Annotated in this window: 17 protein-coding genes; 8 read left to right on the top strand and 9 right to left on the bottom strand. The window is 75.6% G+C overall.

Features of this window, described 5'->3' with window-relative positions:
- The first annotated feature begins 161 nt into the window (after positions 1-161).
- From CP974_RS00420 to CP974_RS00410, 3 genes are all read left to right on the top strand, one after another.
- A complete protein-coding gene (locus CP974_RS00420) occupies positions 162-4490 on the top strand; it encodes a HAMP domain-containing hybrid sensor histidine kinase/response regulator (RefSeq protein ID WP_086731931.1) in 4329 nt (1442 codons plus the stop codon).
- The gene (locus CP974_RS00415) at positions 4487-7096 is read left to right on the top strand and encodes a SpoIIE family protein phosphatase (RefSeq protein ID WP_079139965.1); all 2610 of its coding nucleotides are present in this window, start codon (positions 4487-4489) and stop codon (positions 7094-7096) included. Before CP974_RS00420 ends, CP974_RS00415 begins: the two co-directional genes overlap by 4 nt.
- A gap of 494 nt (positions 7097-7590) precedes the next feature.
- Positions 7591-8823: a PP2C family protein-serine/threonine phosphatase gene (locus CP974_RS00410; RefSeq protein ID WP_085921534.1), complete on the top strand. Its 1233-nt coding sequence runs from the start codon at positions 7591-7593 to the stop codon at positions 8821-8823.
- A gap of 52 nt (positions 8824-8875) precedes the next feature.
- On the opposite strand, the gene CP974_RS00405 is transcribed toward CP974_RS00410, so the two are convergent.
- From CP974_RS00405 to CP974_RS00390, 4 genes are all read right to left on the bottom strand, one after another.
- Positions 8876-9067: a hypothetical protein gene (locus CP974_RS00405; protein ID WP_069979400.1), complete on the bottom strand. Its 192-nt coding sequence runs from the start codon at positions 9065-9067 to the stop codon at positions 8876-8878.
- A gap of 187 nt (positions 9068-9254) precedes the next feature.
- Positions 9255-10475 carry an MFS transporter gene (locus tag CP974_RS00400; RefSeq protein WP_223844431.1) on the bottom strand — a complete coding sequence of 407 codons (1221 nt, stop codon included), beginning with the start codon at positions 10473-10475 and terminating at the stop codon, positions 9255-9257.
- 186 nt (positions 10476-10661) lie between these two features.
- The gene (locus tag CP974_RS00395; RefSeq protein WP_069975004.1) at positions 10662-10919 is read right to left on the bottom strand and encodes an EF-hand domain-containing protein; all 258 of its coding nucleotides are present in this window, start codon (positions 10917-10919) and stop codon (positions 10662-10664) included.
- A gap of 238 nt (positions 10920-11157) precedes the next feature.
- Complete coding sequence (locus CP974_RS00390) at positions 11158-12321, bottom strand: S8 family peptidase (RefSeq protein ID WP_085921536.1); 1164 nt, start codon at positions 12319-12321, stop codon at positions 11158-11160.
- Positions 12322-12768: 447 nt separating this feature from the next.
- Here CP974_RS00390 and CP974_RS00385 point away from each other — a divergent pair, with 447 nt between their 5' ends.
- The 3 genes from CP974_RS00385 (at position 12769) to CP974_RS00375 (ending at position 15409) form a co-directional block, all read left to right on the top strand.
- Positions 12769-14070, top strand: a complete 1302-nt coding sequence (locus CP974_RS00385; protein ID WP_223844425.1) for a helix-turn-helix transcriptional regulator — start codon at positions 12769-12771, stop codon at positions 14068-14070.
- A 96-nt stretch (positions 14071-14166) separates the two neighbouring features.
- The gene (locus tag CP974_RS00380; RefSeq protein WP_069975002.1) at positions 14167-14631 is read left to right on the top strand and encodes a hypothetical protein; all 465 of its coding nucleotides are present in this window, start codon (positions 14167-14169) and stop codon (positions 14629-14631) included.
- Positions 14632-15205: 574 nt separating this feature from the next.
- On the top strand, positions 15206-15409 hold the full coding sequence (locus CP974_RS00375; RefSeq protein ID WP_019330262.1) for a cold-shock protein: 204 nt from the start codon (positions 15206-15208) through the stop codon (positions 15407-15409).
- 111 nt (positions 15410-15520) lie between these two features.
- Here the strand turns inward: CP974_RS00375 and CP974_RS00370 are convergent, their stop codons facing one another.
- Together CP974_RS00370 and CP974_RS00360 are read right to left on the bottom strand one after the other, a co-directional pair.
- Positions 15521-15748, bottom strand: coding sequence for a hypothetical protein (locus tag CP974_RS00370; RefSeq protein ID WP_069979398.1), 228 nt, complete (start codon positions 15746-15748; stop codon positions 15521-15523).
- Positions 15749-16000: 252 nt separating this feature from the next.
- On the bottom strand, positions 16001-16852 hold the full coding sequence (locus tag CP974_RS00360; protein WP_069975001.1) for an RNA polymerase sigma factor SigF: 852 nt from the start codon (positions 16850-16852) through the stop codon (positions 16001-16003).
- A 519-nt stretch (positions 16853-17371) separates the two neighbouring features.
- On the opposite strand from CP974_RS00360, the gene CP974_RS00355 reads away from it, so the two are divergent.
- Entirely contained in the window at positions 17372-18871 is a 1500-nt protein-coding gene (locus tag CP974_RS00355; RefSeq protein ID WP_069975000.1) for an arsenate reductase/protein-tyrosine-phosphatase family protein, read from the top strand.
- A 70-nt stretch (positions 18872-18941) separates the two neighbouring features.
- Here CP974_RS00355 and CP974_RS00350 read toward each other — a convergent pair whose 3' ends face one another.
- Together CP974_RS00350 and CP974_RS00345 are read right to left on the bottom strand one after the other, a co-directional pair.
- A complete protein-coding gene (locus CP974_RS00350; RefSeq protein WP_069974999.1) occupies positions 18942-19367 on the bottom strand; it encodes a DUF6003 family protein in 426 nt (141 codons plus the stop codon).
- A gap of 193 nt (positions 19368-19560) precedes the next feature.
- The gene (locus tag CP974_RS00345; protein WP_069974993.1) at positions 19561-20037 is read right to left on the bottom strand and encodes a YflT domain-containing protein; all 477 of its coding nucleotides are present in this window, start codon (positions 20035-20037) and stop codon (positions 19561-19563) included.
- Positions 20038-20565: 528 nt separating this feature from the next.
- Here CP974_RS00345 and CP974_RS00340 point away from each other — a divergent pair.
- On the top strand, positions 20566-22848 hold the full coding sequence (locus CP974_RS00340; protein ID WP_223844430.1) for a SpoIIE family protein phosphatase: 2283 nt from the start codon (positions 20566-20568) through the stop codon (positions 22846-22848).
- 183 nt (positions 22849-23031) lie between these two features.
- Here the strand turns inward: CP974_RS00340 and CP974_RS00335 are convergent, their stop codons facing one another.
- Positions 23032-23409 (bottom strand): STAS domain-containing protein, encoded by a 378-nt coding sequence (locus tag CP974_RS00335; RefSeq protein ID WP_079139963.1) that lies wholly within the window; start codon positions 23407-23409, stop codon positions 23032-23034.
- Positions 23410-23447 lie beyond the last annotated feature (38 nt).

Below are 23447 nucleotides of genomic sequence, written 5' to 3'. Positions count from 1 at the left end.
GTGCGCCGCGCCCGCCGGCACCGGAGCCGGCGCTGCGCGGGCGCGAGCGGCCCGTTCCTGCCGCCGCGCGGCGCACGGTAGGCTGACGACATTTGCCGCATGACAAAGGTTGCGCGGGGACACCGCCCCGCGTACCCCGGCGAGCGCTCACGAGGATGGTCATGGCTGACACGGTCCGGAACCCCCAACCGGCGCGATCGCGCACGCGTCAGAAGGACGCGGTCGGCGAACAGGAGCTGCGCAGGCTGCTGGCCGGGCTGACGGCCGTACGGGACGGAGACTTCGGCACGCGGCTGCCGGAGGGCGCTGAGGGCCTCCTCGGTGAGATCGCCACGGTCTTCAACGGCATGGTCGACCAGCTGTCCCTCTTCACCTCGGAGGTGACGCGCGTCGCGCGCGAGGTCGGCACCGAGGGCACACTCGGCGGCCAGGCCGTCGTCCCCGGTGTCTCCGGCACCTGGAAGGACCTCACCGACAACGTCAACGCCATGGCGGGCAACCTCACCACGCAGGTGCGGGACATCGCGCAGGTGGCCACGGCCGTGGCCAAGGGCGATCTGTCGCAGAAGATCGACGTGGACGCGCGCGGCGAGATCCTGGAGCTGAAGAACACCATCAACACGATGGTCGACCAGCTCTCCGGCTTCGCGGACGAGGTGACCCGCGTCGCGCGGGAGGTGGGCACCGAGGGCCGCCTCGGCGGTCAGGCCGACGTCAAGGGCGTCTCCGGCACCTGGCGGGACCTCACCGACTCGGTGAACTTCATGGCGGGCAACCTCACCTCGCAGGTGCGGTCGATCGCGCAGGTGGCCACGGCGGTCGCCAAGGGCGATCTGTCGCAGAAGATCGACGTGGACGCGCGCGGCGAGATCCTGGAGCTGAAGAACACCATCAACACGATGGTCGACCAGCTGTCCGCGTTCGCGGACGAGGTGACCCGCGTCGCGCGGGAGGTGGGCACCGAGGGCCGCCTCGGCGGTCAGGCCGACGTCAAGGGCGTCTCCGGCACGTGGAAGGACCTCACCGAGTCCGTCAACGTCATGGCGGACAACCTCACCGCCCAGGTGCGGTCCATCGCCGAGGTCACCACCGCCGTCGCGCGGGGCGACCTGTCGCAGAAGATCCGGGTGGACGCGCGCGGCGAGATCCTCGCCCTGAAGGAGACCATCAACACGATGGTCGACCAGCTCTCCGCGTTCGCCGACGAGGTGACCCGTGTCGCCCGCGAGGTCGGCACCGAGGGCAACCTCGGCGGCCAGGCCACCGTCCGCGGCGTCTCCGGCACGTGGAAGGACCTCACGGACAACGTCAACGTGATGGCGTCCAACCTCACCGGACAGGTCCGGTCCATCGCGCAGGTGGCCACCGCGGTCGCCAAGGGCGACCTGTCGCAGAAGATCACCGTCGAGGCCAAGGGCGAGGTCGCCGCCCTCGCCGGCGTCATCAACACCATGGTCGACACGCTCTCCGCGTTCGCGGACGAGGTGACCCGCGTCGCCCGCGAGGTCGGCACCGAGGGAATCCTCGGCGGCCAGGCCCGCGTGCCCAACGTCGCCGGGACGTGGAAGGACCTCACGGACAACGTCAACTCGATGGCGAACAACCTGACCGGCCAGGTCCGCAACATCGCCCTCGTCACCACCGCCGTCGCCAACGGCGACCTGTCGAAGAAGATCGACGTCGACGCGCGCGGCGAGATCCTCGAACTGAAGACGACCATCAACACCATGGTCGACCAGCTCTCCTCCTTCGCCGCCGAGGTCACCCGCGTCGCCCGCGAGGTCGGCAGCGAGGGCCGGCTCGGCGGGCAGGCCGAGGTGGAGGGCGTCTCCGGCACCTGGAAGCGGCTCACGGAGAACGTCAACGAGCTGGCCGGCAACCTCACCCGCCAGGTCCGCGCCATCGCCGAGGTCGCCAGCGCGGTCGCCGAGGGCGACCTGACCCGCTCCATCACGGTCGAGGCGTCCGGCGAGGTGGCCCAGCTCAAGGACAACATCAACGCGATGGTGGAGTCCCTGCGCGAGACCACCCGCGCCAACCACGAGCAGGACTGGCTCAAGACGAGCCTCGCCCACATCTCCGGCCTGATGCAGGGCCACCGCGACCTGCCCACCGTGGCCGGCCTGGTCATGGACGAGCTGACCCCGCTCGTGTCCGCCCAGTACGGCGGCTTCTACCTCGCCGAGGAGGCCGCCGACGGCATCGAGCTGCGGCTGGTCGGCGCGTACGGGCGGCCCGCCGGCGACAGGCAGCCGGACCGCTTCCGCCTGGGCGAGGCCCTGGTGGGCCAGGCCGCCCTGAGCCGCCGCACCATCGTCGCGGACGGCGTGCCCGGCCAGTACATCAGCATCACCTCCGGCCTGGGCGAGATGACGCCCGGCAGCGTCATCGTCCTGCCGATCACCGCCGAGGAGCAGGTCCTCGGCGTGATCGAGCTGGCCTCGTTCACCCCCTTCACCCCCGTGCACCGCGACTTCCTCGAGCAGCTCATGGAGATGCTCGGCGTCAACGTCAACACGATCGTCGCCAACGCCCGCACGGACGAGCTGCTGGAGGAGTCGCAGCGGCTCGCCTCCGAACTCCAGGCCCGCTCGGAGGAGCTGCAGGTCCAGCAGGACGAACTGCAGCGCTCCAACGCCGAGCTGGAGGAGAAGGCGGCCCTCCTCGCCGACCGCAACCGCGACATCGAGCGCAAGAACCTGGAGATCGAGCAGGCCCGCCAGGAGCTGGAGGCGCGGGCCCAGCAGCTCTCCCTCGCGTCGAAGTACAAGTCCGAGTTCCTGGCCAACATGAGCCACGAACTGCGCACCCCGCTCAACAGCCTCCTCATCCTCGCCCAGCTCCTCGCGCAGAACCCCACGCGCAACCTGACGCCCAAGCAGGTCGAGTACGCGGGCATCATCCACTCGGCCGGCTCCGACCTGCTCCAGCTCATCAACGACATCCTCGACCTGTCCAAGGTCGAGGCGGGCAAGATGGACATCAACCCCGAGCGCGTCCCGCTGCGCGGGCTGCTGGACTACGTCGAGGCGACGTTCCGCCCGATGACCACGCAGAAGGGCCTGGACTTCGCCATCACCACGGCGCCCGGCGTCCCCACCGACCTGCTCACCGACGACTCCCGGCTCCGCCAGATCCTGCGCAACCTGCTGTCCAACGCGGTGAAGTTCACCGAGCAGGGCCGCGTCGAGCTGTACATCGAGCCCGTCCCGGACGGCCAGGTCCCCGCCTCCGTCTCCCGGGCCGAGGGCCCCGTCGCCGCGTTCCGGGTCAGGGACACCGGCATCGGCATCGCCGAGGAGCAGCTGGAGAGCATCTTCGGCGCCTTCCAGCAGGCCGACGGCACGACCAGCCGCAAGTACGGCGGCACCGGCCTCGGCCTGTCCATCAGCCGGGAGATCGCGCACCTGCTCGGCGGTGCCGTCACCGCCGAGAGCGTGCCCGGACAGGGCAGCACCTTCACCCTCTACCTGCCCGTCGCCCATCCGGAGTTCCGCACCGGCACCGTCCCCGCGCAGCTGCAGGCGGCGGAGGAGCCCGCGCACTCCGAGCCCCCGGCCGCCGGGTCCCGCCGCGGCGCCATCGCCCCGCGTCCGCGCTCCACGCGCCGCCTGCTGGTGATCGAGGAGCGCCCGCGCGGCCTGCTGTCCCTCGTCGCCGAGAGCGCCGTCGCCGAGGTCGGCGGCGGGGAGTCCCACCACGACGACGGGGTGGACCTGGAGGTCATCGCCGCCGTCGGCGCCCAGGAGGCCGCCGCCGCCCTCGCGACGGAGCCCTTCCACTGCGTCGTGCTGGAGCTCGACATGGCCGACGGCGACGCCCTGCGGTTCCTCGACGCCATGGACGGCGACGCGGCCCTGCGCACCGTCCCGGTCCTCGCCCACACCAACCGCCGCCACGACAGCGCCCAGGAGCGGGTCCTGCGCGAGCGGGCGGGGCAGCGCCCGCTGGAGGTCCTCTCCAGCCTGGACGAGCTGCGCGAGCGCATCGCCCTGCACCTCTCCGCCGAACAGCCGGGCAACGTCGTCGTGCCGCTCGTCCGTGCGGAGGAGCCGGCCGCGCCCGCGCCCGAGCAGGAGGTCGACGACGTCCTGCGCGGCCGCACCGTGCTCGTCGTGGACGACGACGCCCGCAACCTCTACGCGCTCAGCGGCATCCTGGAGCTCCACGGCCTGCGGGTGCTGCACGCGGAGAACGGCCGCAAGAGCATCGACACGCTGCGCGAGCACCCGGAGACCGACCTCGTCCTGATGGACGTGATGATGCCGGAGATGGACGGGTACGCGGCGACCGCCGAGATCCGCCGCATGCCCGAGTACGCCGAGCTGCCCGTCATCGCGGTCACCGCGAAGGCGATGCCCGGCGACCGGGAGAAGAGCCTCATGTCGGGCGCCAGCGACTACGTCACCAAGCCGGTCGACGCGGTCGACCTGATCGCCCGCGTCCGCCACTGGATGCCCGTCCGCGGCGCCGCGGAGGCCGCCCGATGACCACCTCCGAGATCTGGGACGGCACCGACCCGTCCCCCGGCGGCGCCTGGCCGCCCGGTGCGGACGCCGCCCCCGGCACGGGCCCGGCCCCCGCCGGCGACCCGTCGCCCGGCACCCACCCGCGCCCCGGAACCGACCCGGCCGGGACGCCGTACGCGCCGACGGCCGCCGGCACGGTGACCGACCTGACCGGCGGCGGCCCCGCCGAGCCCGCGCCGGCGGCCGAGGAGGCGCTCACCCCGGCGGCCCGCGCGGACCAGGACTCCGCGGTGGGCCGGCTGGCCGCGACCGTGGAGCGGCTGCGCGCCGAGGTGCGCGCCGCCCAGGCCGCCGCCGACGGGCGGGCGCTCATCGAGCTGGCCAAGGGCGTGCTGATCGAACGCCTGCGCTGCGGCCCCGCGCAGGCCGCCCGCCAGCTCTCCGAGCTGGCCGAGCAGTCCGGTGTCGCGCCGCTCGAGCTCGCCGCCGAGATCGTCAACCAGGCCGCCCGGGACCACGTCGCCGACGTCGTGGACGACTTCGTCCGACGGACCGGCGGCGCCCCGGCGGCCGACGCCGAATCGGACGGCGACGTCTCCGTGGCGGTGCGGCTGCGCACGGCGGAGAGCGCCGCGCTCGCCGCGGGGGACACCCAGCGGGTGGTCGAGTCCCTGCTGGAGCACGCCCTCGCGCCGCTCGGCGCGATCGGCGCCGCCGTCTGGACCGCCGGCCCGGACGGCTCCCTCACGCTCGCCGGGCACGCCGGGTTCGGCCTGGAGGAGGCGGGCCGCTGGTGGTACGTGCCCCCGGGCGTGTCGACCGTCGCCCGGCGGGCCCTCGACGACCGCGCCACGGTCCGGATCACGACCCTGTCCGCGTCGGGGATCCCGTCCATCGGCCGCGCCGACCATCCGCACGGCGGCCGGGTCGCCCTGCCCGCCGGCACCGGCGGCCGCATCCACGGCGTGCTCGAGATCTGCTGGCCGTCGCCGCTGGGCCCCCAGCCCCAGCCCGTCGTACGGCAGCTCGAAGCGCTCGCCGAACTGTGCGCGCACACCCTGGAGACCCTTCCGTCCTCCGCGGAGCACCCGCCCGGCGTCTCCCGCGAGTTCGCCGACGTGTCCGAGCTGGTCGACCTGGCGGACGGGCTGTACGACCCGGCGCTGGTGCTCACCCCGCACCTGGACGCCGAGGGCCGGCTCGCCGACTTCCGCATCCGGCACGCCAACCAGCACTTCCAGGACCCCGCCGGCCGGCCGCGCTCCGCCGTCAACGGGGCGCTGCTGCTGGAGGCGTACCCGATGGCGGCCGGGGAGAGCGAGCTGTTCGGCAGCGTGGAGCGCGTCTACGCCACCGGCGAGCCCTACCGGGCGCGGCGGACGACCCTGACCGCGCTGGTCGACCAGGTCCCGCTGGCCCTGTTCGCCGACATCAGCGTCAGCCGGCACGGCGCCGGCATCCTGCTCATCTGGCGCATCGAGGACGAGGCCGCGCGCCTGGCCAGCCTGCTCCAGCACGCGCAGCGGCTCGGCCGCATCGGCGGCTTCGAGGAGAACCTGGCGACCGGCGAGATCACCTGGAACGGCCAGCTCTTCGCGCTGTACGGCCGCCCCCAGACCGAGGGCCCCGTGTCGCTCCAGGAGCTCGCCTCGTACGCGCACTCCGACGACGGGGTGGCCATCGGCCGGTTCCTGCGGGCCGTCCTGCACCACGGCAGGCCCGACACGGTCGCGTTCCGCCTCAGCCGCCCCGACGGCGTCACACGGCACATCCGGGTCATCGCCGAGCCCGTCCTCGACACGGACGGCCGCCTCGTCGCGGTGCGCGGCGCCTACCAGGACATCTCCTCGCAGCACTGGACGGAGGTGGCGCTCGCCGCGACGCGCGACCAGCTCGCCCAGACCGAGCAGGAGGCGGCCGAGCGCAACCGGCTGGCGCTCCAGCTCCAGCACGCGATCATGCCGCCCACCCGGTCGCCGCTGAACGCCCCCGGACTCGACGTGGCCGTGCGCTACCGCCCGGCCGAGTCCGAGTCCCTCGTCGGCGGCGACTGGTACGACACGGTCGTCCTGCCGTCCAAGCACATCCTGCTGTGCGTCGGCGACGTGGCCGGCCACGGCATCGAGGCGGCCACCGGCATGGTCGTGCTGCGCAACGCCATGCGCGGCCTCGCCGTCACCGGCGCCGGGCCGGCCCAGCTGCTGGCCTGGCTCAACATGGTGGCCCACCACCTCACCGAGCAGGTCACGGCCACCGCCGTGTGCGGGGTGTACGACCCGGTGACGCGGGTCCTGCGCTGGGCGCGCGCCGGGCACCTGCCGCCCGTGCTGGTGCGCGCCGAGGAGGCCGCGCCGCTGCCGCTGCCGCAGGGTCTGCTGCTCGGGGCGCTGGCGGAGGCCGAGTACGAGGAGCACGAGGTCACCCTGGAGCCGGGCGACTCCCTCCTCATGTACACCGACGGCCTGGTGGAGCGCCGGGACACCGCCGTCCAGGACTCCCTCACCCACCTGCTGACCACGGCGCGCGGCCCGGCGCAGACGCTCGGGCACCGGCTGGACCGGCTGCTGACCCACAGCCGCTCCGACACGGACGACGACACGTGCCTGATCGGCATCCACATCTCGTGAGCCCGCACGATCGAGCGCGCCCGTACGGGCGGCGTACGGCCTGACCGGCCCGCGTCCGCCCGGCCGCCCGCCGCGCACCCGGCCCCGCTCCGGGCCGCCGGTCCGACCGCCCCGACGCCCGCAGGCGCGGGGCGGTCGGCCGATCCGGGCCGGGACCACGCCACCGGGCCCTCCCGCGCGCCTCGGTCCCCGGTCCCGCCCCGAGGCGCCCCGTCGGCCCGAGGGCGCCCCCGTCCCGCGCCCGGCGGCGTCACCCGCCCGCCCGGCCGGCCCGTGGCGGCCCCCGGCCCCCGTTCGGGCGCGGGCGCCCCGTCCCGCCTCCCGAAACACCGCCACCTCCTCGCCACGGGGCGCGAAGCACCGCAGGATGAACCGTCAGCACCGATTCCGGCCAGGACAGTTGCCGTCCGGCAACTGTTTCCGTACGGATAGAATCGGGCTCTGCCGGCGAGGGAGCGCCCCTCCGGTCCGGAACGCACGAGAAGACGGATGACGTGGAAGAGATCGCTGCCCTCGAGCGGGCCCTGCGGCGTGCCGCGCCGCACACCCTCCCCCAGGTCGTGAGAGCCGCCCTCACCGAGCGTTACGGGGCGGGAGGGGTGAGGCTCAGGCTGGCCGACTACGCGATGCGCTCGCTGCAGGACGTCGAGAGCCCCCCGTGGGTGACGGAGCCGGTGCCCGTCCACGACAGCCCCCAGGGCCGCGCCTTCGGCGCCCAGGAGCCGTACCTGGCCACCGGCGCGAAGGACGCGCCGATGCGGCTCCACCTGCCCGTCACGAGCCGGGGCGAGCGCCTGGGCGTGCTCTCCCTCGACCTGCCGCCCGGCACCGACCTGCGGGCCGTCCTCCCCGAGCTCCAGGAGGTGTGCGAGGCACTCGGCCACGAGATCCTCGTCGCCGAACGCGACACCGACCTGTACGTCCTGGCGCGGCGCGCCACCCGGCTCACCCTCGCCGCCGAGATGCAGTGGCAGCTGCTGCCCGGCCGCTCATGCGCCCGCCCCGAGTTCGCACTCGGCGCGCAACTGGAGCCCGCCTACGCGGTGTTCGGTGACAGCTACGACTGGTCGGTGTCCGCCGACGACCTGACGCTCACCCTCGCCAACGGCATGGGAGAGGGCATCGACGCCGCCCTGCTGACCAGCCTGGCGGTGAACGCCCTGCGCAACGCCCGGCGCGCGGGTCTCGACCTCGCCGGGCAGGCCGCCCTGGCCGACCAGGCCGTCTACGCCCAGTACCGGGGCCGCGCGCACGTGTCGGTCCTGCTGCTGCGGTTCGCCTTCGCCACCGGCGAGGTGGAGGCCGTGGACGCCGGATCCCCCCGGCTGTGGCGCCTGCGCGACGGCGCTGTCGCGGCGCGGCCCTTCGAGGCCCAGCTGCCGCTCGGCATGTTCGAGGACACCGTCTACACGCCCGAGCACTTCACCGTCCGTCCGGGCGACCGGTTGCTGTTCGCCAGCGACGGCGTGTACGACGCGGTGTCCGCGGCCGGTGAGCGGTTCGGTGAACGCGCCCTGGCCCGGGCGCTCACCGCCACGCGGCTGCTGCCCCCGACGCAGGTGCCGGGCGCCGTGCTGCGCGCACTCGCCGGGTACCACGGAGAACCGGCGCTGGACGACGACGCACTGGTGGTGTGCCTCGACTGGTTCGGACGGCCGGACGGCTCCACGCCGGACGCCTCCGCAGCGGACGCTCCCGCACCGGAAGGCCCCGCGCCGGTCCGCTGACGGCCCGTCGCCCTCCTCGGTGCGGGCGGGCGGGGGCGCGGTGGAGCGGGCGCTACGCGGCCCGGCGGTCGCGGGGCTCGGGGGCGGCGGGCGCGCCGCCCCCGCCGGGTATCAGGCGCAGATGGCGCGGGCGGGCGTGGCGGCCGCGCTCGGGCCGGTCGCCGCCGAGCCAGTCCTCGAAGCGGTCCATGCCGTACAGCAGCACGCCCATGAGCGGCAGCAGCACGAATGCGGTGATGATCACGGTTTCGGCTCCCTCGGGGGTGGGGGACCCCGTCCGGGTACCCCGCAGCCCCACCGGCACGCGCCCCCTCCGCAGGTGCTCTCCCGCGCGCCTCCCTGTTCGCGCCCCGCCCCTCCGGCCGTACCCGCCCGCGCACCCGCCCCCGTACCCGCCCGCGCGGACGGCCCCGGCCGCGCCCCCGCGCCGGTCAGGGCCGCGGCGCCCGCCCGTCGTAGCGGAGGAAGCCGGGCCGGGCCAGCGCCAGCAGTCCCACGGCCACCACGCAGGCGACGCCCCCGGCGACCACGGCGGTCGCGGGTGAGAAGACGTCACCCGCCGTACCGGCGAGGAAGTCGCCGGCCCGGGGCCCGCCCGCCACCACGACGATGAAGACCCCCTGGAGGCGGCCCCGCATGTCGTCGGGGACGGCGCTCTGCAGCATGGTGGAGCGGAACACCATGGAGACGGTGTCCGCGCACCCGGCCACCGCGAGGAACAGCAGCCCCAGCCACAGGTCGCGGGTCAGGCCGAAGACGGCCATCGCCGCGCCCCACGCGGCGACGGACACCACGATGGCCAGCCCGTGCCGGTTCACCCGGCCGAGCCAGCCCGAGAAGACGCCGCCGACGAGCGCCCCCATGGCGGGCGCGGCGACCAGCAGGCCGACCGTCCGGGCGTCACCCCCGTACGCGAGCACGGCCAGCGCGGGGAACAGCGCCTTCGGCTGGGCGAGGACCATCGCGCACAGGTCCGTGTAGAACGTCATCCGCACGTTCGGGAGCGTGCCGAGGAACCGCAGCCCCGCCACGACGGACGGACGCTCGGCGCCCTCCCCGCGCCGCGGCGGCATGGACGGCAGCCGCCACATCGCGTACAGGGCCGCGCAGAAGGCGACGGCGTCGATCAGGTACGCGGCCTCGTACCCCCAGGCGCCGACGACGAGCCCGCCCAGCATGGGGCCGATCAGGCCGCCGGAGGTGGTGGTGATGGACGACAGGGCGTTGGCCGCCGGGAGCTGCTCCCGCGGCAGGAGGCGGGGGATCATCGCCTGCCGGGCGGTCGCGTTGAGGGCCCCGCAGGTCGACTGGAGGGCCACCACCGCGTACAGGAACCCCACGTGGTGGAAGCCGGCCACGGTCCCCGCGGCCAGCAGGGCCGAGAGCACCGCGAGCCCCGTCGCGCTCACCAGCCCGAGGAGGCGGCGGTCCACCCGGTCCGCCACGGCGCCCCCGTACAGGCCGAAGGCGACGAGCGGGACGAGGGAGCACAGCCCTGCCAGGCCCACCGAGAAACTGGACCCGGTCAGCTCGTACACGTGCAGGGAGACCGCCAGATGGGTCATCCCCTGGCCGGTCCAGGAGATGGTGCTGCCCACCCACAGCCGCCGGTAGTCCGGGCTGGTGCGCAGCGGCGTCAGGTCGGCGAGCAGGCGCCGGCGCGGGGCGGGCGCCTGCTCGCCGCCGTCCCCGCGCGCGGTCCCGGTGCCGGTGCCGGAGGTGCCGCTCACCGCGGCGGCCGGACGGCGGCGCGGTCGGATATAAAGTGCTGTCGCATGGACCGCAGTATAGGAACGTCAGGCCCTGCGGTCCTTACGGTCGGTGGGGGCGGCGGCCCTTCAGCGCCAGCCGAACCGGCGGTCCACCACCGCCGCGAACTCGTCCAGCGTCAGCAGCGCGTCCCCGTCCTGGTCCGCGCTGTCGAAGAGCGCCGAGGAGGCGTCGGTGTCGCCCAGCCCCCACTGCGGCAGGTCGCCCGCGGCGGCGAGGGTCGGTCCCTTCGTCCGCAGGGCGTTGATGACCTCTTCCCGGGTCAGCGTCCCGTCGTGGTCGAGGTCCAGCGCCTCGAACAGCTTCCGGGCCTTCTCACTGCTCACGTCGGTCTCGTCTCCCCTTCGTCGGCGGTGGGCCTGCCCGCCCGCTCGCGCGGGAAGACGCGTACCCGCCCCGGCGGGTTGCCCCGTCTCCCGGACGGGCCGCAGGCGCGGCCGTACGGGTGCGCCGGGCGGGCAGCGGCCGGGCGGGAAGCGGCCGGGCCCGGCCGGCGATCCGCCGACCGGGCCCGCTGTGCCGGCCCCGGGGCGCCCCGTCAGGAACGGGCCGCGGGGCGCGCTGTCACAGGGTGGACTTGAACAGCAGGCGGTTCGGGGTGCCGCTGTAGTTGCCGCCTATGACGTTGGCGGTGCTGTTGCCGACGAGCCAGTTGTTGACGGTGGCGCTGGAGGCGTCGCCGTACGCCGACTTGTAGAGCGCGGCCACACCGGAGACGTGCGGGGACGCCATGGAGGTGCCGCTCATCGCGGTGGAGCCGCCGCCGGCGCGGGCGGAGGTGATGCTGACGCCCGGCGCGTACAGGTCGGTGCAGTTGCCGTAGTTGCTGAAGCTCGCCTTGCGGTCGGAGGAGTCCGACGCGGCGACCGTGATGGTGCCCGAGGCGCTGGCGGGGGACACGTTGCACGCGTCCTGGTTCTCGTTGCCGGCGGCGACGGCCAGGTGGACGCCGGAGTTGGCGAGCGCGGTGGCGGCGTTGTTGAGCGCCGCGGAGTAGCCGCCGCCCAGCGACGCGTTGGCGACGGCCGGCCTCACGGCGTTCTGGCGCACCCAGTCGAAGCCCGCGATGATGCCGGAGAACGAACCGGAGCCCTGGCAGTCCAGGACGCGCACCCCGCGCAGCTGGACGCCCTTGGCGACACCGTACGCGGAGCCGCCGACCGTGCCGGCGACGTGCGTGCCGTGCCCGTTGCAGTCCTGGCCGTTGCCGCCGAACGCGTCGAAGACGTTGCGGGCGCGCCCGCCGAAGTCGGCGTGGGCGGTGTCGATGCCGGTGTCGATGATGTACGCCGTCACGCCCGCGCCGTTGCGGTTGTAGGTGTAGGTGCCGTTGCGGCCGCTGCGCTGGTCGATGCGGTCCAGGCCCCAGGGGGCGTTGGTCTGCGTGGCGGTGGCGGCGACCTTCTGGTCCTCCTCGATCGACAGGACCCGGGAGTCGCGCCGCAGCTCGTCGAGCTGCGCGGCGCTCAGGTCGGCGGCGAAGCCGTTGAGGACGTCGCGGTACAGGTGCCGCGTCTTGACCTTGTCCTCCCTGGCGAGCCCCGCGGGGTCGGCGCCGGGCTTCAGGGTCACGATGTAGCGGCCCTTGATCTCCTGGTCGGCGGGCGCCTGCGCCACCTTCAGCAGCGGCGCGGGCGCCGGCTCGGCCGCGGTGGCGGCGGAGGCCAGGGTGGGGGAGAGGGCGAGGGGGACGGCGAGGGCGAGGGCACCGATGTGACTTCTGCGCATGGGGAAGCGAACACCTCATCGTGTGTCCGGCCGGAGCCGGTGGCCCGGCCGGGTGGGTGGGGGGAGCACGCCACCGGGTCGTACGGGCGGCCGAAGCCGCCCGGCGGTTCGGGGACGGCGGCGTGCGGGGCGAGCAGCGCGGCGCGCGTCGGGCGCCGCGGCGGCTGCCGTGCGGTACGGCATCGAAGGCGGGCGGTACGAGGGCCCGTCCGCGCCGGTCGCCCGTCCCTCGTGACGGGGACGGCCGGCGCACGCCGGGCCACGGGCCGCGGGTCGGGGTCTCCGCCCTGCGGATCCGGGGCGATCACCCGGCGCGGCGATGAACATATCGACGGGGGAGCCGAGTTGACCACGGCCGAATCAGGCGTGGCCGGAGGCGGACACACGGGTGGACGGGAGGTGTCCGGCCGTGGCCAAACCCCGCCGGAGCCGCCTATCGTCCTGTTCATGTCACCCAGGAACCGCCATCGGCCGCCCGCGGGGCGGCCCGCGGCACCGACGCCGGGCACGCGGGAGCCGTCGGGCCGGAGCGCCCCGGCGGGCGCCTCTGCCGGCGTTCCGGCCGCGGAGTCCGCCGACGCCGACGCCGACGCCCGGGCCGGCCGGCCCGCCGACGACCCCGCCGGGGAGCGGGCGAGGGGCCGGGCCGCCTACGAGGCCCTCGTCCAGCGGATGGCAGGGAGCGGCGAGACCCGCGGCGGCGAGGCCGGCGGCGAGGGCGCGGCACCGCGCGGAGGGAAGGGCGGCGGCCCGGCGCCCGGCGGTACGGGCGCGCTGCCCGGCTCCACGGCCGCCGCACCCGGCTCGGCCCCCGAACCGGGCCGCACGGCCGCCGCGCGCGGCTCCACGGCCCCCGCGTCCGGGGGGCTGCCCCGCGACGTACGCCGCTGGCTCGCCGAGCGGAGGCTCCTCGACGAGGCGCACGGACAGGTGCGCTCACCCCAGCGGGCCCTGCACGACCTGGTCGCCGAGCACCGCTCCCGCATCGACCGGTACCGCGAGGAACTCCACCGCGGACTCGACGCCGTGGACGACGTGCTGCGGCTCCTGCCCGGCATGGCGCCGACCCGGTGGGAGACCGTCGAGGCGGAGTTCTTCGAGGACCGGGGCAGGCTCCGCGACCGGCTGGAGGACCTGGACGCCCTCTGCCGGGAGCAGCTGCTGTGCATGCGCACCGCCTTCCCCGGACGGGACGTGCTGGAAGCGGGCCTCATGTCCGACGTGCGGCTGCTGGAACGCGGCGTGGACCTGCGCGTCCTGGTCGCCGTCCGCGCCCTGCGGGGCACCGGCGTCGCCCGGTACCTCTCCGCGCTGATGGACCACGGCGCCCGGGTGCGCGTGGCCTCGACCGTCCCGCTGCACCTCAACGTCTTCGACCGGGCCGTCACCGTCATGGCCGTGGGAGCGGCCGACGGGCGGCACGAGACCTCGGGCGACGTCATCCTGCACAGCGCGCGCCTGGCCGACTCCTTCGTCCGCGTCTTCGAACACCACTGGGCCACCGGCCATCCGGCCGCGTCCACGGTGCGGCGCCCCGGCACCGGCGGCGCGCCCGAGGACTACTCGCCCAGGGAGCGGGAGGTGCTGGCCCTCCTCGCCGCCGGGGCGAAGGACGAGGCCATCGCCCGCAGGCTGGGCTGCTCGGAGCGCACCCTGCGCCGCCTCCTGACCGGACTGGTCGCCAAGCTCGGCGCCGACAGCCGCTTCGCCGCCGGAGTCCAGGCGGTCCGCCTGGGCCTCATCGACTGAGACGGCCGCCGGCGCGACGGCGCCGCACCGCCGCCCGTTCCCAAGGCGACCCGCCCACACCGGTTTTCGCGCGCCGAGACGGGTTACGCGCAGTCCATGAGCGAAACGGACAAGAACCAGAGCAAGGGCACCGAGGCGAACGAGGGCTCCGCGAGCGGCAAGGCCGCGTCCGCCGCCGGTACGGCCGCCAAGACGGCCCGCCAGGGCGCCGGGAGCGCCGGCGGCGGCGCACGGAGGGCGGCGGGCAAGGCCGGCGGCACCGCGAGGAAGACCGCCGCAGCCGCCCGGAAGTCCACCGGCGAGGCCGCGGGCAAGGCGGGCGAGACGGCCGCGAAGGCGGCCGGCCTCCTCGGCACCTCCACCCAGGCGCTCACCACGACCGTCAACGGCGTCTGGCGCAAAGCCGCCGTCCCGGCGCTGGGCGCCCTCAGGGCGAACCCCGTCACCGCGGGCGGCGTGGCCGCAGCCGCGGCCGTGGCGGTCGGGGCCTTCGCGGGCGGCCGGGCCTCCGTCCGGCGCGCCCAGGGCCCCGTCACGCGGCTCACGGGCGGCCGCCTCTGAACGGACCGCCGGGCCCGGGGGCGTGCCCCTCCCGGCGAGCCCCGACGAGCCCCCGGCGCCGCACCGGCCGGGGGCTCGGCCGTACGCCCGGCCGCCCGTCGGGTCACCCGGTCGGCGGTCTGGTGTCCGTAGGCCGAACGAAGGAGCGGGAACGCCCGGCCGGGGGAGGCCCGCCGCCGCCGAACGTCCGCGCAATCCACGGGGAAGGTGCGTGGAAGCTGCGTGGAAGGCGCGTGGAAGGCGCGGGGCAGGTGGCCGAAAGGCAGGCGGAACCGGCACGGAACAGGCGGGGAACGGGCCCTGAAGGACCGGCGGCCCGCACGCGGAAGGACAGGTGGCGGCGCGGCGCCGAGGGGGCCTGCGGGACCCGGCTGCCCGGCGACGCCAACGAGCCAGGGGCAGTTGCTCTCTGGTGATGAGCCTTGTCGCGGTGTAGCGTCTTCTGCAGATGTCGTGGTTCGCAGTTCCTGCCCACGCGGAGGCGTGGGCTTCTTGCTGTGCGGTGCCTGAGAACCAGGGCGATCACCTCCGGGCCCGCACGGTGCGGACCCGAAGTCGACTGAGAGGCATGAGCATGGCCAGCGGAACCGTGAAGTGGTTCAACTCCGAAAAGGGCTTCGGCTTCATCGCGCAGGACGGCGGCGGTCCGGACGTCTTCGCGCACTACTCCAACATCAACGCCACGGGTTACCGCGAGCTCCAGGAGGGCCAGGCGGTGACCTTCGACATCACGCAGGGCCAGAAGGGCCCGCAGGCGGAGAACATCACCCCCGCCTGACCCGCACCGCGGGCGACGGCACGGCCCCCGGCGGCATCCGCCCCGGGGGCCGTGCCCTGTCCGCCACCGGATCCCCTCCGGCTCCTCGCGGCACCGGAGCCGGACCTCCGCTCAGACGCGCCCGGCGTTGCGGGGGTGCCGGCGCGCCCGCCGCTCGTTGCCGAACCGGTACGACCCCGTCCAGCGGGCCATCACGAGCTGGGCGTCGCCGGCGTCCACCTCCGCGAGGAAGCGCGCGGCCCGCGCACCGCGCAGGGTGGCGGCGGGGCGGTGGCGATGGGTGATCAGTACGGTGCCGTCGGCACGCTGGGTCCAGGAGAATCCGTCAGGTCGTGGCATGCGGCGGATCGTACGCACCGCCCGCCGCCCGCCGACAGCGCTTTTCGCCCGCTCCCCCCCCGCACCGGCCGCCCCGCCCCCACCCGGGGCCCCGCCCCTCCCGCGCACCGCGTCCAGGCGCGCCCCGGACCCACCCAGGGGAACCCCGGGCCCACGCGCACCCCCGCCCCACGGGCACGTCCGCGCACGGGAAACGCCGCCCACCCGGATGGTCGCGGGTGGGCGGCGGCGAGCGCGGCGGGCTCGCGGGGGTCAGCGGGTGGTGAGCATGCCCTCACGCAGGCGCTTCAGGGTGCGCGACAGCAGCCGCGACACGTGCATCTGGGAGCAGCCGAGCTGTTCGCCGATCTGCGCCTGGGTGAGCTCCTCGACGAACCGCAGGTGCAGGATCAGCCGGTCCCGCTCGTCCAGCCGGCTGATCAGCGGGGCGAGGGACTGGAAGTCCTCCACCAGCTCCATCGCCGGGTCCTCGGCGCCGATGAAGTCCGCGAGAGCGGTCTCCCCGGTCTCGTCGCCGCCGATTGCGGCGTCGAGGGACGACGAGTTGTAGCCGTTCGACGCGAGCCGGGCCTCGATGACCTCGTCCTCGGAGAGGTTCATCAGCTCCGACAGCTCCCGTACGGTCGGCGTGCGCCCCAGCCGGCTGCGCAGCTCCTCGGTCGCCCGCGCCAGCTCGACGCGCGCCTCCTGGAGGCGGCGCGGCACGTGCACGGCCCACGAGGTGTCGCGGAAGAACCGCTTGATCTCGCCGACGATGTACGGCACGGCGAACGTCGTGAACTCGACCTCGCGGCTCAGCTCGAACCGGTCGATGGCCTTGATCAGGCCGATCATGCCCACCTGGACGATGTCGTCCATCTCGTCGCCGCGGCTGCGGAACCGGCCCGCCGCGTACCGCACGAGGGACATGTTCATCTCGATGAGCGTGTTGCGGGCGTACTGGTACTCGTGGGTGCCCTCCTCGAGCACCGCGAGCTGCTCCAGGAACAGCTTGGTCAGCGCCCGAGCGTCCTTCGGCGGGACGTTCCGGGGGTCCTCCACCTCCGGCAACATGGCGATACCGCTCTTGGCCCCGGTCCTCGTGTCGGTCGTCGCCACCGTCATCGTCCCTCCTCCATACACGGATGCACCCGGCCCTTCACGGGCCGTCGAGGCGCGCCTACCCACAACTCCCACCGGCATGCCCATGAAATTCGCACGAGTTCGCGGCGCCTCCCACGAGTCTCGCACGGCCCGGCGCGCGCCACCCCGCCGGTGCCGGAGCGGGGGAGCGGAGCGTGAGCGGGCGTGCACGACGCGCGCGCGGTCCCTCCGGCCGGACGCGCCCGCAGTGCCCCCGGTACGCCCGGCTCCGCGTGCGACGCGCCTTGTGGGGCCGGGATCCGCGGTTCACGCTGGTGCTCGCCGGCCGCCCCACCAGCCGGCCGTCCGGTTGTCCCGTACGCGTCAATCCCTCCCGGTCGCCACCCGGTCCGAGTCCGCCGCCACCCGCCACCGTGCCGCCCCGCCGCCGCGGCGCGGCTCCGGATACGGGCACGGCACCGCGGCCGCCGCCTCCCGGTGCGCGGTCCCCGCGGGGCAGGGTGAGCGCGCCGCCCCGCGCCCGCCCGAAGGAGAGCGGAAATGGCCTGGCTGGTCCTCGGATACCTCATCTCCTACATCCCGTACGTCATGCTGCTGAAGACCCTCGTCCTCGAGATGTCCGGCGCGGCCGCGGGCCCGGTGGACGGCCTGGTCCTCCTCCCGGCGGCCGCCCTCGGCCAACTGGCCGTCATGCCGCTGCTCCTCGTGCTCAGCGGCTGGTGGCGGTACGCGCGACCAGGCGGCCCCGCGCCCGGCCGCGGGGAAGCCGCCCTCCCGCCGTACGGGCCCGTCCTCGCCGCCGGGTTCTTCGCCTCGCTCGTCGTCGGGACGACCACCCTGGCCTTCACCTTCACGGGCACCTCGGTCCTGCTCGTCCTGCTGCTGATGCGCGGCGGCGTCCTGGCGATATCCCCGCTGGTGGACAAGGTGCGCGGCCGGCACGTCACCCGCTCGGCGTGGGCCGCGCTGCTGTGCAGCCTGGCCGCCGTGCTGGTCGCGCTGGGCGGGGTCCGGGACCACCACCTGGCCCTCCCCGCACTGCTCTGCCTCGGCGTGTACCTCGTCGGCTACGTCGCGCGCTTCGACCTCATGAGCCGCGTCGCCAAGACCGGCTCGCACGCCACCGACCGCCGGTACTTCGCGGTCGAGCACGCCGCCGCCCCCGTCTTCCTCGTCCTGCTGCTGGCCGCCGGGGCGCTCGCCGGGCACCCGGCGCTGCGCACCGGGTTCACGTCCTTCCTGGCCACGCCGCACGCGTGGACGGCCGCCGCCGTGGGCGTGGCGTACGAGGTGCTGTTCGTCTTCGGAACGCTCATCTACCTCGACCGGCGCGCCCTGACCTGGTGCGTGCCGGCGAACCGCTGCGCGAGCCTCGTCTCGGGCCTCGCCGCCGCCTACGCCCTGCACCACCTGGCGGGGACGCCCACGCCGACGGGTGGGGAACTGCTCGCGCTGGTCCTGGTGGTCGCCGCCGTCGCGGCCCTGTCCGCCCCCGCGCTCGCCGGGCTGCGCGCCCCCGCCGGCCGGACCGGGCAGGTCGTCTTCGTGTGCGGCAACAACACCTCGCGCTCACCGCTCGCGGAGCACATCGCCCGCCACGAGGCGGCCCGCCGCAAGGCCGCCGGCCGGGCCGGCGCCCCGCGCTTCACCAGCGCCGGACTGCATGTCGCACCCGCGGCGCGCCGCCACCGCGACCCGATGTCCCCGTACGCGCGCGCCGCGCTGGAGAGCCTCGGCGTCCACTCGGCGCGCAGGCGGGCCCGCTGCCACCGGGCACGGCCCCTCACCGCCGACCTGTGCCGCCGCAGCGCGGTCGTGTACTGCATGACCGGCGCGCAGCGCGACGAGGTGCTCGCCCTCGCCCCCGGCACGGCGGCCCGCGTCCTGTGCCTCGACCCGCACGGCGACATCCCCAACCCCGCCGGCCAGCCCCCCGAGGTGTACCTGGACTGCGCCCGCCGCATCCGGACGGCCATCCGGCGCAGGCTCCTCGACGCCGGAGGCGGCGGCCTCCACGGAGGCACCCCCGAAGCGGCGTGACGCCGCGCACCGCCCGCCGCGTCCCCGGCCGCCGCGCCCCGCGCCCCGCCCGCCGCCCCGCGCTCGGCGCCTACCGCGCGACGGCCGCGACGACCGCGGGGTCCTCGCCCGTCAGCTCCACGATCCGCTCCACCGGCACCCCGGCCGCCACCGCCCGGCCGAGCAGCGCGTCCCGGCCGTCCGAGCACTCCCGGTACGCCAGGAGCTCCTCCTCCAGACGGGCGTGCGGCTCCGGGGCCTCCTGGAGGCGCAGCCGGTTCAGCTCCTCCTCGCTCAGCGGTACCGGAAGCCGCTCGGCGTCCTCCGGGATGGCCGCGGTCTCCTCGGGCGGGACGAGGCGCAGGCGCGGTGAGGTCGCGGAGACTCCGTGGGCGTCCAGCCACGCCCGTACGGCGGGCGTCTCCAGGATGGCCGGGTTGCCCGCGGAGGCCGGGGGCACCCCGAGCGTCGTCGCGGCCGTGTCGTCCGTCAGGAAGAGATAGGCGTCGTCGGTCACCTGCGGCTCCTTCGTGCGGTGAAGGTGATGGTCGCCGACCCGTCTACCCCGGCCGGGCCGGATCATCACGCCGCTGAGACCCGCTCCGTACCGGGCCCCTCCGCCAGGACCGCCCCGCGCGCCGGCCGTCCGCGCCGGCCGCCCGCGCCGGCCGCCCGCGCGGACGCCTCCGGGGCGCCCCGCCCCGGAGGGGTCACGACTCCCGCCAGACCTGCTTGACCAGCAGTTCCTCGGCCCGCCGCGCGCACTCGGCGTCCGCCACGACGTCGTACCGGGCGGCCTCGATGCGGCTGCGCGACGTGAAGTCCCGCCGCCCGCCCGTCACCGCGTGGCCGCCGAAGCCGAAGACGGCCCCGAACAGCGCGCCGTACACCAGCCCGCTGAGGACGAGCGCCAGGACGTGGTGCGGGCCGGTGGTGAAGACCGACAGCAGCAGGGCCACGAGCAGGCCGAACCACGCGCCCGTCGCCGCACCCGCGAGGGCGGCCCGCCCGCGCGTCATCCGGCCGAGCACCGTCTCCACCATCCGCAGGTCGCACCCGATGATCGCCGTGCGCTCCACGGGGAAGCCGTTGTCGGACAGGAAGTCCACCGCACGCTGCGCGCCCTCGTAGGAGGTGTACGAACCGATCACCGGACGGCTGTCCGCCGCCGTCGACTGCCGGGACATCAGGAATCCTTCCGTGAGGGGAGCAGGACCCGGCGGCAGGGCGCCCCGCGTCGCGGGGGAGCGGCGAGGGGGCGCCGGCCGCGCCGGTCCGATCCGCCTCCGTGTTCCCCCGGCCCCGCGCGCGAACCGTCCGCCTCCCCCCGGTCATCCCGGCTCACCACCCGGCCACCCGCTCCCCGTCTCACCACCGCGCCTCCCCCGTCTCACCACCCGCTCCCCGTCTCACCACCCGGCCGCGCCCTCTCACCGCCTCGTCCCCGCCGCTCCGAGTCCTCGGGTCGGCCCTCCGCGCCTTCGCGACCGGGACGAGGACCGGAGCGCGCGGTCCCTCCGCACCCCGCCGCGCCGGCCGGGGAGCGCCGACCGCGCGCGGCGACCGGGTGGAGCCCCGCGCACGAGGCCGCCCACCCCGCGTGCGTCCGCCCGCGGACCGGCGTAACGTCCCGGTATGGGCGAGGTGCGGACGGGCGTGGGCGCGCGCAGGCCCCCACCGGGCGGACGGCCTCCCACGCGCCCGGGGAGCCGGCCGTGAGCGGGGCGGACCCGCCCCGGGACTCGGGCGGCCTCGACGCGGCCGTCGCCGAGACGATGCGCCGCACCGGCGCCTCCGTGGCCGCGTTCTACCTGCTCGTCCCGGAGCGCGAGGTGCTCCAGATGGTCACCGTCGGCGGGGTGCCGGCCGACCTCGCCGCCCCGTGGGCGAGGGTGGCGCTGGCCTCCCCGGCACCGGTGGCCGACGCGGCGCGGGAGCGGGGCATGGTCTGGATCGGCGACCACGCCGAGTTGACCCGCCGCTACCCCCGCTCGGCGGTCTCGCTCCCGTACCAGCTCGCGCTGGCGGCCCTCCCGGTGGAGGGCGACCGGCTCTGGGGCGTCCTGCTGCTCATCTGGCCCGGCAGCCACCCGCCCCGCACGACCCGCCGCGAACGGTCCAACCTGGCCTCGTCGAGCCGCCGGTTGGCCCGGCTGCTGGACGAGGCGGCGGACGCCGGGCGGCCCCCGACCGCACCGCGGACGCCCCGCGTCCTGGGCGCCGAGGACATCCGGCGCCCGGCGGGCCCGGAGTACCTCATGGCCGCCGCCGACTTCGCCGAACGGCTGCCGGAGGGGTGCTGCGCCCTGGACCTCCAGGGCCGCGTCACCTTCGTCACCGCGCGGGGCGCCGCCCTGCTCGGCGCGGACCCGCGGACCCTGCTGGGCACCTTCCCCTGGCAGTCGCTGCCGTGGCTGGGCGACCCGGTGTACGAGGACCGCTACCGCGCGGCCGTCGTCAGCCGCCGCCCGGTGGTGTTCACCGCCTGCCTCCCGCCCGACCGCTGGCTGGAGTTCCGGCTCCACCCCGACGCGAGCGGGGTCAGCGTGCAGATCACCCCGGTCGCCGCCGGCCGGCATACCGGGGCCCCCGCGCAGAACGCCCCGGACGCCCCCGCCGCCCCGCCGGGCGTGCCGGACACGGCCCCGGACGCCGCTCCCACGTCCGCATCGGCCGCCCCCGCCCCCGGCTTCCCGACCGCCGCCGACGCGGCCGTGGCGGACGGAGCGGCGTCCGGCCACCCCGCGTCCCTCGCACCCGCCCGCCTCGGTCAGCTCTACCAGCTGCTGCACCTGGCCGCCGCCCTCACCGAGACGGTCGGTGTCAGGGACGTCGTGGACCTGATCGCGGACCAGATCATGCCCGCGTTCGGCGCCCAGGGCCTGGTCCTGTCGACGGCGGAGTCGGGGCGGCTGCGCATCACCGGCTCGCGCGGCTACCCGCCGGAGGTCATCGAGCGCCTCGACGGGCTGCCGCTGGACACCCGTTTCACCCCGGCCGGCCAGGCCCTCGCCTCGGGGGTGCCCTCCTTCTTCGGCCACCCCGACGAAATGGCGCGGATCTATCCCGAGGCGCCCCGCGTCAGCGGCAAGCAGGCGTGGGCGTTCCTGCCCCTCATCGTCTCCGCCCACCCGGTCGGCATCTGCGTCCTCACCTACGACCGGCCGCACGACTTCCCCGCCGAGGAGCGGGCCGTCCTGACCTCGCTGGCCGGACTGATCGCCCAGGCCCTCGACCGGGCCCGGCTGTACGACGCCAAGCACCAGCTCGCCCACGGCCTGCAGCAGGCGCTCCTGCCGCACCGGCTGCCGGCCACCGAGGGCCTGCGCGTCGCCGCCCGGTACCTCCCGGCCACCCGCGGCATGGACATCGGCGGCGACTTCTACGACGTGGTGCGCATCGACGCCGGCACGGTCGCCGCGGTCATCGGCGACGTACAGGGACACAACGTGGCCGCCGCCGCGCTGATGGGGCAGGTCCGTACGGCCGTCCACACGCACGCCACGGCGGGCGCCGCACCCGAGGAGGTGCTCGCCCGCACCAACCGGCTGCTCGCCGACCTCGAACCGGGCCTCTTCACGACCTGCCTGTACGCGCGGATCGACCTGGAGCGGGGCCGCGCGCGGCTGGTCAGCGCGGGGCATCCGCCGCCGCTGCTGCGCCGCCCCGACGGCTCCGCCCTGCGCGTCGGCGTGCCGCCCGGCCCGGCCCTGGGCATCGACGAGGGCGCTGCGTACCCGGTGACCGAGATCGACCTGCCGCCCGGAGCCGTGCTGGTCCTCTACACCGACGGGCTGGTGGAGCGGGCGGGGACGGACATCGAGGAGGCCATCGACCAGCTGACCGGGAGCCTCGCCACCTGGAGCGCCGAGGACCCCGAGCGGCTGCTGGAGCTGCTGATCGGCCACGCCGGCCCGGCGGAGCGCCGCACCGACGACATCGCCCTGCTCCTGGTACAGCGCACGCCGGGCACCGCCGGGGCGGACCGGCGGCCGTGACGGCCGGCACCCGCCGCCGGGGGCCGGAAGCGCCGGCCGGGCCGGACCCGTCGCGCCCCTCGCGTCCGGCCACCCCGGCCGTGCGCGCCGCGCCCGCGGTCACGGGCGGGGCGGCCCCGCCGACCGGGCGGCGCACGGCGAAGCGCCCCGCGCGGGCGCGGGGCGCTGCCGGGGAACCGCGGCTCAGGCGGCGAGCGCCTGGCCCAGCGTGGGACGGCAGTCGATCACCGTGTCGAGCCCGACCAGCTGCAGGGTGCGCAGGACGTGCTCGGCGGGCGCGGCCAGCCGCAGCCAGCCGCCGCCGGACGACAGGGAGTGGTGCGCGGCGATGAAGACGTTGATGCCGCTCGAGTCCATGAAGGTGACCCGGTCGAGGTCGACCACGGTCCTCGGGGGCTTCGGTCCGCTCGCCGCCAGGGCCTCCTGCAGCCGCACACCGGTGTGGAAGTCGATCTCCCCGGCGAGCGTCAGCACGCGGATGCCGTCCGTGACGGTGGACGTGATCGAGAGCCGCTCCGGCGGGCCGGTCCGCCCGCTGTCCGCCATTCTTCCTTCAGCCATGCAGGTGATGGTGGCACACTCACGGTGCTGCTGGCGGC

This window comes from Streptomyces fradiae ATCC 10745 = DSM 40063 (genome assembly GCF_008704425.1).
GTDB lineage: Bacteria > Actinomycetota > Actinomycetes > Streptomycetales > Streptomycetaceae > Streptomyces > Streptomyces fradiae.
Note: the sequence above shows the minus strand (reverse complement) of the source record. Positions and strands in the feature narration are given on the sequence as shown.

Excerpts from the sequence above, each read along its gene's own strand:
- CP974_RS00420 (WP_086731931.1), top strand. The coding sequence starts at position 162 with ATGGCTGACACGGTCCGGAACCCCCAACCGGCGCGATCGCGCACGCGT.
- CP974_RS00415 (WP_079139965.1), top strand. The coding sequence starts at position 4,487 with ATGACCACCTCCGAGATCTGGGACGGCACCGACCCGTCCCCCGGCGGC.
- CP974_RS00390 (WP_085921536.1), bottom strand. The coding sequence starts at position 12,321 with ATGCGCAGAAGTCACATCGGTGCCCTCGCCCTCGCCGTCCCCCTCGCC.
- CP974_RS00385 (WP_223844425.1), top strand. The coding sequence starts at position 12,769 with ATGTCACCCAGGAACCGCCATCGGCCGCCCGCGGGGCGGCCCGCGGCA.
- CP974_RS00380 (WP_069975002.1), top strand. The coding sequence starts at position 14,167 with ATGAGCGAAACGGACAAGAACCAGAGCAAGGGCACCGAGGCGAACGAG.
- CP974_RS00375 (WP_019330262.1), top strand. The coding sequence starts at position 15,206 with ATGGCCAGCGGAACCGTGAAGTGGTTCAACTCCGAAAAGGGCTTCGGC.
- CP974_RS00370 (WP_069979398.1), bottom strand. The coding sequence starts at position 15,748 with ATGCCACGACCTGACGGATTCTCCTGGACCCAGCGTGCCGACGGCACC.
- CP974_RS00360 (WP_069975001.1), bottom strand. The coding sequence starts at position 16,852 with ATGACGGTGGCGACGACCGACACGAGGACCGGGGCCAAGAGCGGTATC.
- CP974_RS00355 (WP_069975000.1), top strand. The coding sequence starts at position 17,372 with ATGGCCTGGCTGGTCCTCGGATACCTCATCTCCTACATCCCGTACGTC.
- CP974_RS00345 (WP_069974993.1), bottom strand. The coding sequence starts at position 20,037 with ATGTCCCGGCAGTCGACGGCGGCGGACAGCCGTCCGGTGATCGGTTCG.
- CP974_RS00335 (WP_079139963.1), bottom strand. The coding sequence starts at position 23,409 with ATGGCTGAAGGAAGAATGGCGGACAGCGGGCGGACCGGCCCGCCGGAG.